Origin of the sequence: Nocardia asiatica NBRC 100129, assembly GCF_000308415.1 — a bacterium.
Taxonomy (GTDB): domain Bacteria; phylum Actinomycetota; class Actinomycetes; order Mycobacteriales; family Mycobacteriaceae; genus Nocardia; species Nocardia asiatica.
The window spans coordinates 1-16,506 of record NZ_BAFS01000271.1 but is presented as its reverse complement, the minus strand read 5'-3'; the positions used below and the strand labels follow the sequence as shown (position 1 = coordinate 16,506).

The 16,506-nt window shown below is 67.1% G+C and carries 20 protein-coding genes and 4 tRNA genes; 18 read left to right on the top strand and 6 right to left on the bottom strand.

Going from position 1 to position 16,506, the window contains the following annotated elements; genetic code table 11:
• Nucleotides 1-33: 33 nt before the first annotated feature.
• Both ON27_RS25620 and ON27_RS25615 read right to left on the bottom strand, forming a co-directional pair.
• On the bottom strand, nucleotides 34-1,176 hold the full coding sequence (locus ON27_RS25620; protein WP_083887809.1) for a glycosyltransferase family 4 protein: 1,143 nt from the start codon (nucleotides 1,174-1,176) through the stop codon (nucleotides 34-36).
• Nucleotides 1,177-1,305: 129 nt separating this feature from the next.
• Entirely contained in the window at nucleotides 1,306-1,779 is a 474-nt protein-coding gene (locus ON27_RS25615; protein WP_083887812.1) for a DUF3592 domain-containing protein, read from the bottom strand.
• A 39-nt stretch (nucleotides 1,780-1,818) separates the two neighbouring features.
• On the opposite strand from ON27_RS25615, the gene ON27_RS25610 reads away from it, so the two are divergent.
• A complete protein-coding gene (locus ON27_RS25610) occupies nucleotides 1,819-2,325 on the top strand; it encodes a DUF2505 domain-containing protein (RefSeq protein WP_043733231.1) in 507 nt (168 codons plus the stop codon).
• A gap of 43 nt (nucleotides 2,326-2,368) precedes the next feature.
• On the opposite strand, the gene ON27_RS25605 is transcribed toward ON27_RS25610, so the two are convergent.
• From ON27_RS25605 to ON27_RS25595, 3 genes are read right to left on the bottom strand one after another with little or no spacing between them, the layout of a single operon-like run.
• Nucleotides 2,369-2,806, bottom strand: coding sequence for a VOC family protein (locus tag ON27_RS25605; RefSeq protein ID WP_043733107.1), 438 nt, complete (start codon nucleotides 2,804-2,806; stop codon nucleotides 2,369-2,371).
• Between the two features lie 57 nt (nucleotides 2,807-2,863).
• Complete coding sequence (locus ON27_RS25600; protein WP_043733104.1) at nucleotides 2,864-3,292, bottom strand: helix-turn-helix transcriptional regulator; 429 nt, start codon at nucleotides 3,290-3,292, stop codon at nucleotides 2,864-2,866.
• A 16-nt stretch (nucleotides 3,293-3,308) separates the two neighbouring features.
• Nucleotides 3,309-4,577 (bottom strand): geranylgeranyl reductase family protein, encoded by a 1,269-nt coding sequence (locus tag ON27_RS25595; protein WP_043733228.1) that lies wholly within the window; start codon nucleotides 4,575-4,577, stop codon nucleotides 3,309-3,311.
• 223 nt (nucleotides 4,578-4,800) lie between these two features.
• Here ON27_RS25595 and ON27_RS25590 point away from each other — a divergent pair, with 223 nt between their 5' ends.
• Entirely contained in the window at nucleotides 4,801-5,832 is a 1,032-nt protein-coding gene (locus tag ON27_RS25590) for a polyprenyl synthetase family protein (protein ID WP_043733225.1), read from the top strand.
• A 342-nt stretch (nucleotides 5,833-6,174) separates the two neighbouring features.
• Nucleotides 6,175-7,056, top strand: coding sequence for a zinc metalloprotease HtpX (gene htpX / locus ON27_RS25585; RefSeq protein ID WP_043733101.1), 882 nt, complete (start codon nucleotides 6,175-6,177; stop codon nucleotides 7,054-7,056).
• Nucleotides 7,057-7,293: 237 nt separating this feature from the next.
• On the opposite strand, the gene ON27_RS25575 is transcribed toward htpX, so the two are convergent.
• Complete coding sequence (locus ON27_RS25575) at nucleotides 7,294-7,785, bottom strand: YajQ family cyclic di-GMP-binding protein (protein ID WP_039802015.1); 492 nt, start codon at nucleotides 7,783-7,785, stop codon at nucleotides 7,294-7,296.
• Nucleotides 7,786-7,959: 174 nt separating this feature from the next.
• Between ON27_RS25575 and ON27_RS25570 the strand changes: the two genes are divergently transcribed.
• From ON27_RS25570 to ON27_RS25500, 15 genes are all read left to right on the top strand, one after another.
• Nucleotides 7,960-8,042: transfer RNA gene (locus ON27_RS25570), tRNA-Tyr, on the top strand.
• 591 nt (nucleotides 8,043-8,633) lie between these two features.
• Nucleotides 8,634-8,706, top strand: a tRNA-Thr gene (locus ON27_RS25565).
• A gap of 76 nt (nucleotides 8,707-8,782) precedes the next feature.
• Nucleotides 8,783-8,858: transfer RNA gene (locus tag ON27_RS25560), tRNA-Met, on the top strand.
• Between the two features lie 42 nt (nucleotides 8,859-8,900).
• Nucleotides 8,901-9,071, top strand: coding sequence for a 50S ribosomal protein L33 (gene rpmG, locus ON27_RS25555; RefSeq protein WP_011211653.1), 171 nt, complete (start codon nucleotides 8,901-8,903; stop codon nucleotides 9,069-9,071).
• A 183-nt stretch (nucleotides 9,072-9,254) separates the two neighbouring features.
• Entirely contained in the window at nucleotides 9,255-10,322 is a 1,068-nt protein-coding gene (locus ON27_RS25550) for a fused (3R)-hydroxyacyl-ACP dehydratase subunits HadA/HadB (protein ID WP_043733219.1), read from the top strand.
• Between the two features lie 221 nt (nucleotides 10,323-10,543).
• Nucleotides 10,544-10,616 (top strand) — tRNA-Trp (locus ON27_RS25545).
• Between the two features lie 108 nt (nucleotides 10,617-10,724).
• Nucleotides 10,725-11,120 carry a preprotein translocase subunit SecE gene (secE, locus tag ON27_RS25540; RefSeq protein ID WP_043733099.1) on the top strand — a complete coding sequence of 132 codons (396 nt, stop codon included), beginning with the start codon at nucleotides 10,725-10,727 and terminating at the stop codon, nucleotides 11,118-11,120.
• 119 nt (nucleotides 11,121-11,239) lie between these two features.
• On the top strand, nucleotides 11,240-12,028 hold the full coding sequence (nusG, locus tag ON27_RS25535; RefSeq protein ID WP_043733217.1) for a transcription termination/antitermination protein NusG: 789 nt from the start codon (nucleotides 11,240-11,242) through the stop codon (nucleotides 12,026-12,028).
• Nucleotides 12,029-12,123: 95 nt separating this feature from the next.
• Nucleotides 12,124-12,558 (top strand): 50S ribosomal protein L11, encoded by a 435-nt coding sequence (rplK, locus tag ON27_RS25530; protein WP_043733097.1) that lies wholly within the window; start codon nucleotides 12,124-12,126, stop codon nucleotides 12,556-12,558.
• Nucleotides 12,559-12,633: 75 nt separating this feature from the next.
• Nucleotides 12,634-13,347, top strand: coding sequence for a 50S ribosomal protein L1 (rplA, locus tag ON27_RS25525; protein WP_043733095.1), 714 nt, complete (start codon nucleotides 12,634-12,636; stop codon nucleotides 13,345-13,347).
• Between the two features lie 122 nt (nucleotides 13,348-13,469).
• Nucleotides 13,470-13,721 (top strand): AbrB/MazE/SpoVT family DNA-binding domain-containing protein, encoded by a 252-nt coding sequence (locus ON27_RS40070; RefSeq protein WP_051046991.1) that lies wholly within the window; start codon nucleotides 13,470-13,472, stop codon nucleotides 13,719-13,721.
• A complete protein-coding gene (locus ON27_RS25515; RefSeq protein ID WP_043733092.1) occupies nucleotides 13,718-14,116 on the top strand; it encodes a type II toxin-antitoxin system VapC family toxin in 399 nt (132 codons plus the stop codon). Before ON27_RS40070 ends, ON27_RS25515 begins: the two co-directional genes overlap by 4 nt.
• Nucleotides 14,117-14,578: 462 nt before the next feature.
• Nucleotides 14,579-15,118 carry a 50S ribosomal protein L10 gene (gene rplJ, locus ON27_RS25510; protein WP_043733088.1) on the top strand — a complete coding sequence of 180 codons (540 nt, stop codon included), beginning with the start codon at nucleotides 14,579-14,581 and terminating at the stop codon, nucleotides 15,116-15,118.
• A 54-nt stretch (nucleotides 15,119-15,172) separates the two neighbouring features.
• The gene (rplL, locus tag ON27_RS25505) at nucleotides 15,173-15,553 is read left to right on the top strand and encodes a 50S ribosomal protein L7/L12 (RefSeq protein WP_043733084.1); all 381 of its coding nucleotides are present in this window, start codon (nucleotides 15,173-15,175) and stop codon (nucleotides 15,551-15,553) included.
• Nucleotides 15,554-15,794: 241 nt separating this feature from the next.
• Nucleotides 15,795-16,506, top strand: a 712-nt coding sequence (locus ON27_RS25500; protein WP_174377880.1) for an ABC transporter ATP-binding protein, incomplete at its 3' end; no start/stop codon positions are given.

Sequence of the window (16,506 nt, the reverse complement as noted above, 5' to 3'; positions counted from 1 at the left end):
CACGTGGATATCTGCGTCACGCCCGGGCGGTGGTCAGGCCGTATGCGGCAACCGAATCCGCGTCCCGGTCACCTCGCCGTAGTGGCCCATCAGCTGGGTGCAGACGGCGGGCCAGGTCCGCGACAGCACCGACTTCCTGGCCGCCCCGGCGAACCGGGCTCGCAGCCGCGGATCGTGCAATGCTCCGACGGCGCTGGGCAGCAATTCGCCGAATCGGTCCACCGGAAGCAGATAGCCGTTGCGGCAGTGCGCGATCAGGTCGCGCGGACCGCCCGCGTCCGGGCCGATCACCGGGATGCCCGAGGCCAGCGCCTCCTGCACGCCCTGGCAGAACGTCTCGTGCTCGCCCGCGTGCACCATCACGTCCAGGCTGGCGTACGCCCGCGCCAGCTCGTCGCCACCGAGTTCGCCGGTGAACACGGCGGTGGGCATCAGGCGGGCCAGCCGCTGGCGTTCCGGCCCGTCGCCGACGATCACCAGCTGGATGTCGGGGTCGGCGCCCAGCACCGCGAGCCGCTCGACATGCTTCTCCGGCGCCAGCCGCCCCACGAAGCCGACCAGCAAGCGGTCCCGGCCGGCGAGCCAGGTGGCACGCAGTTCGTCGGAGCGGGCGCTCGGCGTGAACCGTGCGATGTCGACCCCGCGCCCCCACCGGTGCACGCGCGGGATGCCGTGCCGTGCCAAATCCTCCGCCGCGGCCCGGGAGGGCGCGAGCGTGCGGGTGGCGCCTTCGTGGATGCGCCGGGTCCAGCCCCAAGCCGCCCGGCTCGCCAGGCCGAGCCCGTAGCTCTTGGCGAAACCCGCGACGTCGGTCTGGTACACCGCGACAGTCGGCAGGTCCAGCCGCAGCGCGGCGCCGAGACCGCCCGCCCCGAGCAGGAACGGCGAGGCCAAGTGCACCACGTCGGCGTCGAAGTCCTCGATCGCCGAGACGATGCCCGGCTGCGGCAATCCGACCGGCAGCGAACTCACCTTCGGCACCATGACAGCGGGTACCCGGTGGACGGGAAAGCGCCCGTACTCGCGCGCGGCGGCGGGCTGCCCACGCGGGGTGTCCGGCGCGACGATCAGCGCGTCGTGCCCGTGCCGGTCCAGATGCTCCAGCACCCGCAGCACGGAGTTGACGACGCCGTTCATGTTCGGCAGAAACGACTCCGCGACGATCGCTACACGCACGCTCCCAGCCTGACCTGTGCAGCGCGCCGCGTCCTCACGCCGAAGTGAAGGACATGGAAAGTTCCGGCGAACTGTCGGGGCCTCGTCGCGGCCGGCCGGTCCGCACGGCGCCGGACGGCGACTGGAGATTCAGCCCTGCGGCGCAGGCCGGCCCACCGGCGCGGAATCGCGTCCGCCCCGCCGGGAAAGCAGCCACACCGTGGGCAGCGCGAACAACCACACCACCACGATGACCGACAACGCGGGCGGAATGGCCACGCGCACGTCCCGGCCTTCCACGCGCACCAGATCCGGGTCGCTGCGGCTGTATTCCACGCGAATCCGCTCACCAGCGGTCAGGTTGGTCGGATACAGGACGCCGACCTTCGGGTTGTGCGTCTCGCCGTCCGGTGTGACGTACATGACCGCCGAGCGCAGCCGCCCCGCCGAGAGCACCTCGGCCGTGGTGCTGCCCTTGTCGGAACTGATCAGATAGTCGTTGCGCCACGCGGCCAGCACCAGCAGACCGACGAGCACGCTCACCGCCGTCGCGGCGATCAGCACCCCGATCCCCGCTCGCGGCAGGCGGATCGGCCGCCCGCTGGACCGACTGGTTTCCGACACCGCCACAGGCTACCCAGCGGCTCGGATACGGTGGCGGCCATGTCCCGAAAATTCAGCTTCACCGTGCCTTACACCGTCCCGGTCGAAGATCTCCACCGGGCACTCACCACCGACGAACTCTGGCGGGCCCGTTTCGCCGACGCCCCGACCGCGACGCTGGAGGTGTCGCATCCCGACGGCGCGGGCACCATCCGCATCCACATGACCGAGAAAGCCGCGGCCGACAAAGTACCCACGCTGGTCCGCAAGGTGCTCAAGAGCGAACTCACCTTCTCTCGCACCGACAACTGGCAGCCGCTGGTCGGCGAGGTCGCCAAGGGCGTTTTCGAAGCCACCACCGGCGGCATCAATACCGCGATGTCGGGGACCTACGAGATCCGTTCCACCGCTGAGGGTTCGGAACTCGAGGTGGTCGGCACCGTGCAGGTGAAGGTGCCCGTGGTCGGCGGCGCGATCGAGCCGCTCGCGGAGCAGCTGCACCATCGGGTGCTCAACAGCGAGCGCAAGTTCATCGAAGAGTGGCTGTCGGCGAAGCCGACCGCCTGAGCGGAAGCGTTGCCCCGGTTCGCGCCGGGGCAACCACCACGTCCTAGGCGAAGTCCTGCGGCGAGTACTCCTTGCGCTCCACCAGCACCAGCCAGTTCCCGGAGTTGTCCCGGATGACCGCTTCGGTCCCGTAGGGCCGTTCGGCGGGCGGTTGCACGAACTCCACCCCCTTGGCGGTGAGTTCCTCGAAGGTCTTCTGGCAGTTCTCGGTCCGCAGACCGAGTGAGCCGTGCGTGCCGTTGGCCAGCGCGCGCCGCACCGCGTCGGCGTAGTACTCGTCCAGCGGCGGCCCCGGGATCATCAGCGTGATCTCCAGCTCCGGATGCGCGGGATGCGCGATGGTGACCCAGCGGAAACCGTTGTCGCCCATCGTGACATCGGCGGTCTCGACGAACCCGAGTTTGTCGAGGTACCACTGCTTGGCCGCGTCTTGGTCCGTGACGTACACCGTGACCAGGGAAACGTTCGTAATCGTCGTCATGCGGCCAGGCTATGGCGGGCGCCGGGCCGCGGGCTTCTCCGAAATTGCGCTGTTCGCTCAGCCGGGCGGCTTGCGATCGGAGAGCCCGTGCATGAAGACGAAACACCCGGGGACGCGCGGAGCGCCGTCGGCGAACTTCGCCTGGTACTGCGACGGCGTGACCCCGACCAGCTGGCGGAACTTGCTGCTGAAGGAGCCGAGGCTGCTGTAGCCGACCAGCATGCACACCTCGGTGACCGTCAGGTTGGTCGCCCGCAGCAGATCCTGGGCGCGTTCGATGCGCCGCTCGGCCAGATACGCGGCGGGGGTCAGGCCATAGACCGCGGCGAACGCGCGCAAGAAGTGGTATTTGGACACCCCTGCGGCCGCCGCCAGCTCATCGAGATTCAACGGGTCGGCGTACTCCCGGTCGGCCAGGTCTTTGGCTCGGCGCAGATGCGGGAGCAGATACAACGCGGGCAAGCCGCGCGTTCGGTGTTCGCCCATCGCGCCGCCACCGTCCCTAGGCGAACGGCGGACGTTCGTCCAGCCGCATCGATGCCCGCCCCGCGAGCCGCCAGGCCCGCGCGGTCAGATCGACGTCCTCGTCGGTCACCAGGTTGCCCATCACCCGAACGGCCGTACGCTGCAGATACTTCGAACGCATGACCGGGGGGCCGCCCAGCGGCACCATGCGCGGATGGGTGGCCAGGCCCGCGATCCGCCGGGCGACGGAGAACGTGCGCCCGTAGCGAGCGCGCAGCACCTGCGGCCAGACCGCGGTGAGGTCGGGCTCGTCCAGCAGATCGGCCAGCAGGTGACCGCCCTCCAAGCCGTAATCGATGCCTTCGCCGTTGAGCGGGTTCACACAGCCCGCGGCATCGCCGATCAGCACCCAATTGCGCCCCGCGATGTTCGACACCGCCCCGCCCATGGGCAGCAGCGCCGAGGCCACCGCGCGCAGCGAGCCTTCGAATTGCCACTCCTCCCTGCGCAGGGCGGTGTAGTGCGCCAGCAGTGGCTTCAGCGCGATGTGCGAGGGCCGCCGCTCCGTGGCCAGCGACCCGACGCCGATGTTGACCTCACCGTTGCCGAGCGGGAACACCCAGCCGTAACCGGGGACCAGCTCGCCGGAGGCATCCCGCAGTTCCAGATGCGAGGTGATCCACTGGTCGTCGCTGCGGCCGGAATTGATATAGGCGCGCGCCGCGGTGCCGTACGCGTACTGCCGATGCCAAGTGCGGCCGAGCAGCCGCCCGACCGGCGAACGCACGCCGTCGGCGACCACCAGCGTGCGGCAGTCGATGGTGCGCGTGCCCTCGGCCGTCCGCACCGTCACACCGGTGACCCGATCACCCTCGCGGGTGACATCCACCACCTTCGTCCCGTCCACCATGCGCGCGCCGGACTTCACCGCCGTCTCGCGCAGTTTGTCATCGAGCTCGGTGCGGGGCACGGCGCTCCCGTAGGTAGGGAAGGAACCGCCCGGCCAGCTCAGCAGCGCCTCGCGGCCGAAGCCGGTCATCCGGAGGCCGTGGTTGACGACGTGCGCGCGCACCCACTCCCCGAGGCCGAGCAGCTCGAGTTCGGCCGTCGCGCGCGGGGTCAGCCCGTCACCGCAGGTCTTGTCCCTGGGGAAAACGGCGGAATCGATGAGCACCACGTCCCGTCCCGCCCGCGCCGCCCAGGCCGCCGACGCCGAACCGGCCGGGCCCGCGCCGACGACCAGCACCTCGGCCCGGCTGGGCAACGCGTCCTCGTCGCTCGCGGGACTCGCTTCCGGTGAACCCATGCGCTCCATACTCGCAGGGCTGTCTCGGCCATGTCGACGGCGGTCACACTCGCGTCCCGAACGATCACGAACGAGAGGGCGCGACAGTGGCCGAATATCCACAGAGTGACGGTGTTCATGGGCCATCCGACGGGGACACGCTAGGTTCTCTACCGTGGGGTCGGACGCATCGCTGGGAGAAGAAATGAGCACATCGGCCATGAGCGAGCGCAGCGAGCGAATCATGGACACCGCGCACGGCGCGGCCGGAGGCGACGTGAGCACGGTCGTGGCCGGGGTCGACCTCGGTGACATTGGGCTCGCCGACACGGTGCGCGCCGGCTTGGCCGAGGTGGAGAAGCTCTTGGTGCGGGAGCTGTCCGACGGTGCGGAATTCCTCCAGGAAGCCGCGCTGCACCTGGCCAAGGCCGGCGGCAAGCGATTCCGTCCGCTCTTCACCATCCTCACCGGCCAGCTCGGCCCGCGCCCCACCGATCCCGCCCTGGTCACCGCGGGCACCGTGGTCGAACTCGTGCACCTGGCCACGCTGTACCACGACGACGTGATGGACGAGGCCCCGATGCGGCGCGGCGCCCCGAGCGTGAACTCGCGATGGGGCAACAACATCGCCATCCTCGCTGGCGACTACCTGTTCGCGCACGCGTCCCGGCTCACCTCCACCCTTGGTCCCGACGCGGTGCGCATCATCGCCGAGACCTTCGCCGAACTCGTCACCGGCCAGATGCGCGAGACCATGGGCGCCCGTGAATCCCAGGACCCGGTCGAGCACTACCTGCGCGTGGTGTGGGAGAAGACCGGTTCGCTCATCGCCGCCTCGGGTCGTTTCGGCGGCACCTTCTCCGGCGCCGACCCCGAGCACGTCGAGCGGCTGGCCCGCCTCGGCGACGCGGTGGGCACCGCGTTCCAGATCTCCGACGACATCATCGACATCTCCTCCGCCTCCGAACAGTCCGGTAAAACCCCCGGCACCGACCTGCGCGAAGGCGTGCACACCCTGCCGGTGCTGTACGCGCTGCGCGAGGAGGGCGCCGAGGGCGACCGCCTGCGCAAGCTGCTGGCCCGACCGCTGGAAACCGACGACGAAGTCGAAGAGGCGATCGATCTGCTGGCCGACTCGCGCGGCATGGCATTGGCCAAGGAGAAGCTGCAGGGCTACGCCGACCTCGCCTACACCGAACTGGCCGCCCTGCCCGACGGTCCTGCCAACGACGCGCTGGAGCGGCTGGTGCGATACACGATCGAACGAGTGGGTTGAGTTTTCGGCTGTGTTGTCGGCCGTGTTGTCGGCCGCGCGGGCGCGGCGGGTTCACGGCCCCTTGATGGCTTGCCCCCGAGTGGCCGTCGCTGGCGACTGCGTCGCGGACGCGACGGCCACTCGGGGGCAAGCCGGGCCGCGAACGCGCTCGTAAGACTCGCGCTGTGGGTGGCTGGTAGGGCTTGTTCAGTGGGGTTTGTTCGGTGCTCGGCCGTGTGGGAGTGGGGTGTGCGTGGCCCTGTGTTCGGCGCGGCGCGGGATTCACCGGAACTTTGCCTGAAGCTTCTATCGTTGAGCTGCTGTAAGGCGACTCGGTGAACGGGGGAGCGGCAAGGGAGACGTATGCACGGGCACGGGTTTGCGAACGGGCTGAAGACCTTCGGGCTGATGGTGGGCCTATCCGCCCTGATCGTGGTCATCGGCGCGCTGTTCCGCAACCCGACGATCCTGGTGGTCGCGATCGTGCTCGCGGTGGGCATGAACGCGTACGCGTACTTCAACAGCGACAAGATCGCGTTGCGGGCGATGCACGCGCAGCCGGTCAGCGAGCTGGAGGCCCCTGTCATGTACCGGATCGTGCGTGAGCTGGCCACGATCGCTCGCCAGCCGATGCCGCGCCTGTACATCAGCCCCACGAACGCGCCCAACGCCTTCGCCACCGGACGCAGCCCCCGCCATGCCGCGGTCTGTTGCACCAGCGGCATCCTGCAGCTCCTCGACGAGCGGGAATTGCGGGCCGTGCTCGGGCACGAACTCTCCCACGTCTACAACCGCGACATCCTCATCTCCTCGATAGCGGGCGCGCTCGCGGCGGTCATCTCCGGCGTGGCCAACCTGGCCCTGTACCTGTCCATGTTCGGCGGCAACCGCAACGGCGGAGGCCCGAACGTGCTGGCCGTGCTGCTGGTGTCGCTGCTGGGCCCGATCGCGGCGACGCTGATCAAACTGGCCGTCTCGCGCTCGCGCGAATTCCAGGCCGACCAGTCCGGCGCCGAGCTCACCGGCGACCCGCTGGCGCTCGCGTCCGCGCTGCGCAAGATCGAGCGCGGCGTGCAGGGCGCCCCGCTGCCGCCGGAGCCTCGCCTGGCGGCGCAATCGCATCTGATGATCGCCAATCCGTTCCGTCCGGGCGAGAAGGTCGCCCGCTGGTTCTCCACCCACCCGTCGATGAACGAACGCATCGCCCGGCTCGAGGAGATGGCGGGCGGTCCGCGCGGATACTGACCCCGGCGGCCCGGCCTCGCGCCGGTGATCGAACGGCTCGACCGCGAACACGGGGTGGTCGCCACTGCGTGCTGTCCGAGCTACGAACGCTGCTCGACGCGCCGGAATCGGGCCACGCGGCGCGGCCGCGACGAATTCGAGCGCCTCGCGAGGGAGCTGGAAACCCACTTCACCTACGAGGAGAGCACTCTCGTGGAAACTCGACGCGACCGACCCGGCCGCGCTGCGTAACGGGGCTCAGCGGTAGTTGACGAACTGCAGCGCGATCCCGAAATCCTCGCCCTTCAGCAGGGCGATGACGGCCTGCAGATCGTCGCGCTTCTTGCTGCTCACCCGCAGCTCGTCGCCCTGGATCTGCGCCTTGACGCCCTTGGGGCCCTCGTCGCGGATCTTCTTGGAGATCTTCTTCGCGTGCTCGGAGTCGATGCCCTGCACCAGCGAACCCGTGATCTTGTACACCTTGCCGGAGGACACCGGTTCGCCCGCGTCGAACGCCTTGAGCGAGATGTCGCGGCGGATCAACTTCTCCTTGAACACCTCCAGCGCGGCCTTGACCCGCTCCTCCGCCTCCGCGGTGAGCACGATCTTGTCCTCGCCGGACCATTCGATCGACGCGCCGGTGCCGCGGAAGTCGTAGCGGGTGTTGAGCTCCTTCTCCGCCTGATGCAGGGCGTTGTCGACCTCCTGCCGGTCGACCTTGCTCACAACATCGAAAGACGAATCAGCCACGCTGCGCTCCTGTTCTGACGGTCCGACGGGCGAGCTGAGCGGGATGCTTCCAGCCATCGTCAGTTCTACCCGGAGACCCGAGGGTAGTCGCGTCGCATGGCCGATAGCCAGCCGGTTTGCATTCAGGGTGCGGGTTCGATGTATTCTGCTCAGCGCGCGAAACAATGCGCGAACGGCAGGTTGCCCGAGCGGCCAATGGGAGCAGACTGTAAATCTGTCGGTGAAAGCCTACGTAGGTTCGAATCCTACACCTGCCACCGTCGTTCGCTGAGTGAGCCCTGTACGCAAAAAGCGCGTACAGGGCTCACTTTGTATGTCTTGTGTGGGTGCAACCCCCCACGCCCCGCCCGGCGGGGCTTCGCCCCCCGGACCCCCTTCCCGTGGTTGCGTTGGTCACATGCGTTTCGCTGGTTCGCTGTGCGCGGTTGCCTGACCTTTCGGTGCCCGGGCGATCGTGACTGTGCACACCTACTCGTCCTTTGACGGGGACCGCTCGCATACGTTCACACATTTGTGTGCGTGCCCTCGCCGATCAATGTTCCGGTCGGTGGTTGATCGGACAATGGTTCGAGCGAGAGCGCATGGTTCTGTCGTGTTCGCGTAGGTTGTGAGGCTTGCAAGCGTGTTCGTGGCCCGGCTTGTGCGGACCGGCCGTTGCGTGTGACGCGGTTTGAGCGGCGGACGCTGCCGCGCCAAGTGGTGAATGGTCGTGAAACGCCGGGGTTGGGGGTGCCGAAAATACCTCTGTGACCACGCGGTTTGGCGCTGAGACCGGTGAGTGTGTAACCTCGTTCAAGACTTCACCGCGCTGAGGTCGAGCGTTCGGAGCTCGGTGCGGAAGTAGTCATGCCCCCTTAGCTCAGTCGGCAGAGCGTTTCCATGGTAAGGAAAAGGTCAACGGTTCGATTCCGTTAGGGGGCTCGCCGGATTGCCGGTGGTGACCGACTCGGCATCGCTCCCGTAGTGCGGGCTCGGCACCATGGCAATGCGACGCCGTGGCGGTGTAGCTCAGTCGGTAGAGCAAACGACTCATAATCGTTGTGTCGCCGGTTCAAGTCCGGCCATCGCTACCACAACCGATACAAGCCCATCAGGTACCGGAAAGAAGGCATATCGTGGCCGCGAAGTCCACCGATGTCCGGCCAAAGATCACCTTGGCCTGCGAGCAGTGCAAGCACCGCAACTACATCACCAAGAAGAACCGGCGTAACGACCCGGACCGGCTGGAGCTGAAGAAGTTCTGCCCGAACTGCGGCACGCACCGGGCGCACCGCGAATCCCGCTAGTCCTCCGCGCGTGAACTACCGCGTGGTGTAGCGCCGGGAGTCGCATCCCGGTATCTCGGGCCGTGGCACCGCGAGGGCCGGACAGCTGTCCGGCCCTGACGCATTTTCACGGTGCGGGTGCGGTGGTGAGCGCTCCGCAGACTCCGGGTGACGGGGTCAGATAGGTACAGTCCTCCCGTGACAATCAACACCGGTACAGACGAAGCGGTCCAGACGGGCGAGGAACTCGACCCCGCGGCGAATGCCGCGGCGATGGTCGGTCACCACTACCGCGTCGACGACTACTACGAGGTCGGCCGCGAGAAGGTGCGGGAGTACGCCCGCGCCGTGCAGGACTACCACCCGGTGCACTGGGACGAGGACGTGGCGCAGGAGTACGGGTACGACAACCTGCTCGCGCCGGTGACCTTCATCTCCCTGGTCGGCATCCTGGCCCAGCGCAAACTGTTCGAGCAGGTCGTCACCGGTTACGACCTCAGCCAGATCATGCAGACCGACCAGATCCTGGAGTTCCATCGCCCGATCAAGGTCGGCGACCAGCTCACCTGCGACGTCTACCTGCATTCGTTCCGCCAGGCCTTCGGCGGCGACATCATGGTCACCAAGAACATCGTCACCGCGCAGAACGACGAGCTGGTACTCACCACCTACACCACGCTGGTCGGCCGCAGCGGCGCCGACATCGACCCGAACCTCAACGCCGCCGTCCGCAACGTGCTCATGCACGGCATCGGCGAGGAAGCGCCGGGCCACAGCCCGCGCAGCACGCCTCCCGCGACGCAGGCGCCCGCACCGGTCGCGCAGGTGCCGGAGGCGGTACGCACCAAGCACGCCATCCGCTTCGAGGACGTCTCGGTCGGCGACGAGCTGCCGACCCGTATCGTCCGGCTCACCCGCGGCGATCTGGTCAACTACGCGGGCGTCTCCGGCGACGCCAATCCGATCCACTGGAGCGACGAAGTCGTGAAGCTGGTCGGCCTGGACAACGTCGTCGCGCACGGCATGCTCACCATGGGCCTCGGCGGCGGATTTGTCACCTCCTGGCTCGGCGATCCCGGCGCGATCAAGGAGTACAACGTCCGCTTCACCAGCCCGGTCTACGTGGGCACCGACGAAGCCGCCGAGATCGAGTACACCGGTAAGGTGAAATCGGTCGATCCGGAGTCGAGGACGGCGGTCGTGGCCATCGTGGCGAAGTCGGCTGGAAAGAAGATCTTCGGCCGTGCCACGGCGACGGTGCAGCTGGCCTGACCAGCTACAGCGACCCGGATTGGCTAATGGCGCGGACGGTAACGTACACTCAGGTTTCTGGGGTCGCCAGCCGCTGCGCGCTGCTCTGTGGGGCTGGTTCCAGGTGATCCGCGAGGATCGCCGACGGGGCCGGCAACTGCCGGAGTGGCGCGCGTGTCGTGTGACACCAGGACACAACTGAATATCGGACAGTGGTTGGACGGACAGCGATGTCCAACCGAAGGGGCGTAGCTCAACTGGCAGAGCAGCGGTCTCCAAAACCGCAGGTTGCAGGTTCAAGTCCTGTCGCCCCTGCCCTGATTGCCAGCGACGAGAGAGGATCGACGTGAGCGAGCGTGGCGAGCGAGCCATTGGCACAGCGCGCATCGCGCACGACGGCACCGAGCGCAGCGAGGAGAAGGCGTGAGCGACGAGCGGGATATTCGCCGCGGCGCACATGCCGCCGACGACGGCGATGACACCGCCGCGGCGGCACGGCCGAGCGGAAAGCGGTCTGCTCGGCGGACTCGTACTGCGTCCTCTCAGGTCGACACGGGCACGGTCGCCACGCTCGACCGTCCGTCGCGGAAGGCAACCAAGACCGATCGGGCCGAACGCAAGAAGTCGGGTAATCCGTTCAAGCGTTTGATCAAGTTCCTGCGTGAGGTCATCGCGGAACTGCGCAAGGTGATCTGGCCCAACCGGAAGCAGATGGTCACCTATACGAGCGTTGTTCTGGTGTTCGTGATTTTCATGGTCGCGTTCATCAGCGGGTTGGATCTGGCGTTCATCAAGGGTGTCAACTGGCTGTTCGGCTAGCTGAACGACGCCGACGCCGGTAGCCGATCCCGGGGCGGACACGGGTGGAAGTTGTTTCGCCGCGCGCCCGGCCCGGCACGCAGAGGATGTACGTGACGACACAGGAAGCGAGTGCCCCAGTGAGCACCCCGGAGAACGACACACACGACAAGTTCCCGGCCGACGACGCGGTGGCCGAGCCCACCGACTCCGTCGAGGAGTTCGCGACCGACGAGCCCGCGGTCGAGGAATCGGAGCCCGCTGAGTCCGCCCCTGCCCCGGCCGTCGACGCCGAGCCCGCCGATCCCGTCGCCGAGATGAAGGCCGCGCTGCGGCGCGCCCCCGGCGAGTGGTACGTCATCCACTCCTACGCCGGCTACGAGAACAAGGTGAAGGCCAACCTCGAGACCCGCGTGCAGAACCTGGACCTGGAGGACTACATCTTCCAGGTCGAGGTGCCCACCGAAGAGGTCACCGAGATCAAGAACGGTCAGCGCAAGCACGTCAACCGCAAGGTGCTGCCCGGTTACATCCTGGTCCGGATGGAACTCAACGACGAGTCGTGGGGCGCGGTGCGCAACACTCCCGGCGTGACCGGATTCGTCGGCGCCACCTCGCGGCCCTCGCCGCTGTCCATCGATGACGTGGTGAAGTTCCTCGTCCCGGCCGCGCAGCAGCAGAAGAAGCCCGCCGCGGCGGCCGCTTCCGCGACCACCGAGACGGCGGGCGGCGAAGTCGCGCCGAAGCCGGTCATCGAGGTCGACTTCGAGGTCGGCGAGTCGGTGACCGTCATGGACGGCCCGTTCGCGACCCTGCCCGCCAGCATCTCCGAGGTCAACGCCGAACAGCAGAAGCTCAAGGTGCTCGTGTCCATCTTCGGCCGCGAGACCCCGGTCGAGCTGGCGTTCACCCAGGTCGCGAAGATCTAGATCCGTTCCGTCAGCGACGGGAGAATCGGCCCGCGCCGCGGGTTGGTCCACCAGACTTGCAAAGAGCAAGGACAACAAACACCTAGGAAAGAAAGATGCCCCCCAAGAAGAAGAAGCTCGCCGGGATCATCAAGCTTCAGATCCAGGCCGGCCAGGCGAACCCGGCCCCTCCGGTCGGCCCCGCGCTCGGTCAGCACGGCGTCAACATCATGGAGTTCTGCAAGGCGTACAACGCCGCGACCGAGTCGCAGCGTGGCAACGTCATCCCGGTCGAGATCTCGGTGTACGAGGACCGGTCGTTCGACTTCAAGCTGAAGACCCCACCGGCCGCCAAGCTGCTGCTGAAGGCCGCGGGCGTGCAGAAGGGCTCGGCCGAGCCGCACCGCAACAAGGTCGCCAAGGTGACCATGGACCAGGTGCGCGAGATCGCCAAGACCAAGCAGGAAGATCTGAACGCCAACGACCTCGAGCAGGCGGCCAAGATCATCGCGGGTACCGCGCGTTCGATGGGCATCACCGTCGAAGGCTGAGCGCGACCGCTCCCTGGTGGGAGGGCCGGCCAGGCCCGATAACCACGTCTGAACCACGAACAAGGACAGAGAATCATGGCAAAAAGAAGCAAGGCGTACCTCGCCGCGGCCGAGAAGGTCGATCGCACCAAGCTCTACTCCCCGCTGGCCGCCGCGCGCCTGGCCAAGGAGACCTCCAGCACCAAGACCGACGCGACCGTCGAGGTCGCCGTACGTCTGGGCGTGGATCCCCGCAAGGCGGATCAGATGGTCCGCGGCACGGTCAACCTGCCGCACGGCACCGGTAAGACCGCCCGCGTCATCGTGTTCGCGGCGGGCGAGAAGGCCGCCGAGGCCGAGGCCGCAGGCGCCGACGCCGTCGGCGCGGAGGACCTGATCGAGCGGATCCAGGGCGGCTGGCTGGACTTCGACGCCGCGATCGCCACCCCGGACCAGATGGCCAAGGTCGGCCGGATCGCGCGCGTTCTCGGCCCGCGTGGCCTGATGCCGAACCCGAAGACGGGCACGGTCACCACCGACGTGACCAAGGCCGTCAACGACATCAAGGGCGGCAAGATCAACTTCCGGGTCGACAAGCAGGCCAACCTGCACTTCGTCATCGGCAAGGCGTCCTTCGACGACGCCAAGCTGGTGGAGAACTACGGCGCCGCGCTGGACGAGATCCTGCGGGCCAAGCCGTCGACCGCCAAGGGCCGCTACGTCAAGAAGGTGACGGTCTCGACGAACACCGGACCGGGCATCCCGGTGGACCCGAACCGCACCCGCAACCTCCTCGAAGAGGACGCGTAGCGCGACACCGAACACCGCTGAAGGGCGGGAACGCACAGCGTTCCCGCCCTTCGCGTTCACTCGGCGCGAGTCGTGGACGATTCCGCGTATCCTTACTTTGCAGCCAACGTAAGGAGTGGGTCATGGACGCCCAGGCTCGGTTGACGTCGAAAGGCCAGCTCACTGTGCCCAAGGCGGTTCGAGAAGCGCTGGACCTACAGGTGGGGGACAACGTGCTGTTCCGCGTGGAAGGGCAAGTCGTCGTGCTCGCACGGACGCCCGATCTGCTCGAGCTGGCGGGTAGCGTGCCGGTGCCGCCCGAAGTTCGCGAGAAGTCGTGGGACGAAGTTCGGGAAGCCGCCTGGGCCGCGCAATGGCAGGAAGGCGAAGTGTGACGGTCTTCCTGGACACGAACATCCTGGTCCGCCACTTCACGCAGGATCCGCCGGAGATGGGGAAGCGGGCTACCGCCTTCCTCGCGGAATCGGAGACGCTACATCTGCCGGATCTGATTCTGGCCGAGATGGTCTACGTCCTGCAGAGCGTCTACCGAGTGGCTCGTCCACAGGTCGCGGCATTGTCCCGAGCCTTGATCGGATCTCGGAACGTGGTGACAGACGATCCCGCACTGCTTATTCGGACGATCGATGTCTACGAGCATCATCGACTGTCCTTCGCCGACGCCTATTTGGTCGCGTTGGCCGAGGCCGACCCCGGCTCCAGCGTCGCCTCCTTCGACAAAGGCATCGACAAGGTGAAAACCATCAGCAGAGTCGAACCGGCCGACTGATGTCGGAGACGCGCGGCGTCGGCTGACCGGCGCGCGGGCAAAATGCCTGCTCAGGAGGTTTCGGTGTTGGCCGAGGGTGGCGGCGTGGCTGGGGCGCGAGGTTGCGCAGTGCGACGGAACGGGCGCTGAACAGCTGGGGTCGGGCGTCCTGTTCGGGGCGTTTTGGCAGATGGGAACCTGTGCAGGTACATTGGACGTCAGTTATCGACGAGTTCGATCGCTACCCAATCCGTTCTACCGAAGACCGTTGGTCGCCGATCCCGTATGGGTTCGGTCGAAGGTCCGGCGACATTGCCGGCGGCCCACGCAGGGAGAGCCGAGGCTGGGAATTGATTCGGGTCTGTCCCTGATCGGTTTTCTGTTGCGCCCCGGAACGCTCTGCGTTCGGGGCGTTTGTTTTGTCGCCGGCCCCTGATCGGTAGTTCGCGTATACGAACCGACCAATCAGAGAGGAGGCGAAGTATGGCAAAACCCGAGAAGGTCACTGCGGTCGAGGAGATCGCGGAGCAGTTCAAGAGCTCGACGGCCACCGTCGTCACGGAATACCGTGGCCTGTCGGTCGGCAAGCTCACCGAGCTGCGGCGCGCGCTCGGCGCCGACGCCACGTACTCCGTCGCCAAGAACACCCTGGTCAAGCGGGCCGCCGCCGAGGCGGGCGTGGAAGGCCTCGACGACCTGTTCGTCGGACCGACCGCGATCACCTTCATCACCGGTGAGCCGGTCAACGCGGCCAAGGCCCTGAAGACCTTCGCGAAGGACAACAAGGCGCTCATCATCAAGGGCGGCTACATGGACGGCGCTCCGCTGTCCGTGTCCGAGGTCGAGCGGATCGCCGACCTGGAGACCCGCGAGGTGCTGCTGGCCAAGCTGGCCGGCGCGCTGAAGGGCAACCTGGCCAAGGCCGCCGGTCTGTTCAACGCTCCCGCCTCGCAGGTGGCCCGCCTGGCCGCCGCGCTGCAGGAGAAGAAGCAGGCCGAAGAAGGCGGAACTGCCGCCGAGTAAGACCGGGCGGCACGACTCGCCCGCACAGACAGCAACTACCGAAAGGAAACAACAATGGCCAACGTTGACGAACTGCTCGAGACCTTCGGCAACATGACCCTGCTCGAGCTGTCGGACTTCGTGAAGAAGTTCGAGGAGAAGTTCGAGGTCACCGCGGCTGCTCCGGTCGCCGTCGCCGCCGTCGGCGGTGCCGCCGCTCCGGCCGAGGCCGCCGAGGAGCAGGACGAGTTCGACGTCGTCCTCGAGGGCGCCGGCGACAAGAAGATCCAGGTCATCAAGGTGGTCCGCGAGATCGTCTCCGGCCTGGGCCTGAAGGAAGCCAAGGACCTCGTCGAGAGCGCTCCGAAGCCGATCCTGGAGAAGGTCGCCAAGGAGGCCGCCGAGGCCGCCAAGGCGAAGCTGGAAGAGGCCGGCGCGAAGGTCTCGGTCAAGTAATTCCGACCGGAACACGCCGAACGGGCGGTCCCCTTTTGGGGATCGCCCGTTTGCGTTCTCCGGCAATCTCACCGCAATTGCCAATACCAAGAGGATTGCGGAGTTACTCTGCGGTCAGGTCGGGGTGTGCCCCGTCTCTCTCATGGGTTACAGTGACCGAACCCACTGTGACGTGACGCACCGCGATGCCCGAGCGCGCGGTTCGCCGGTGGGCAGCTCGCTGAGAATTGTGGAGGTTGGCGTGGGCGTCGAGGTCAGGACCGAGAGTGTAACCAAGTCTTTCGGTTCACAGCGAATTTGGCAGGACGTATCTCTGACGTTGCCCTCGGGCGAGGTCAGCGCGCTGCTGGGCCCGTCGGGCACCGGTAAGTCGGTGTTCCTGAAGTCGTTGATCGGACTTCTGCGCCCCGAACGCGGCTCCATCTACATCGACGGCACCGATATCACCACCTGCTCCAACAAGGAGCTCTACGAGATCCGCAAGCTGTTCGGCGTGCTGTTCCAGGACGGCGCGCTGTTCGGGTCGATGAACCTGTTCGACAACGTGGCGTTCCCGTTGCGCGAGCACACCAAGAAGAGCGAATCCGAGATCAAGAAGATCGTCATGGAGAAGCTGGAGCTCACCGGTCTGCTCGGGGCCGAGGGCAAGCTGCCGGGCGAGATCTCCGGCGGTATGCGCAAACGCGCCGGGCTGGCCCGCGCCCTCGTGCTGGATCCGCAGATCATCCTCGTCGACGAGCCCGACTCGGGTCTGGACCCGGTGCGCACCTCGTACCTGTCGCAGCTGCTGATCGACATCAACGCCCAGATCGACGCCACCATCCTCATCGTCACGCACAACATCAACCTCGCGCGTACGGTGCCGGACAACATCGGCATGCTGTTCCGTCGTCAGCTGGTCATGTTCGGCCCTCGCGAGGTGCTGCTCACCTCCGACGAGCCGGTGGTCAAGC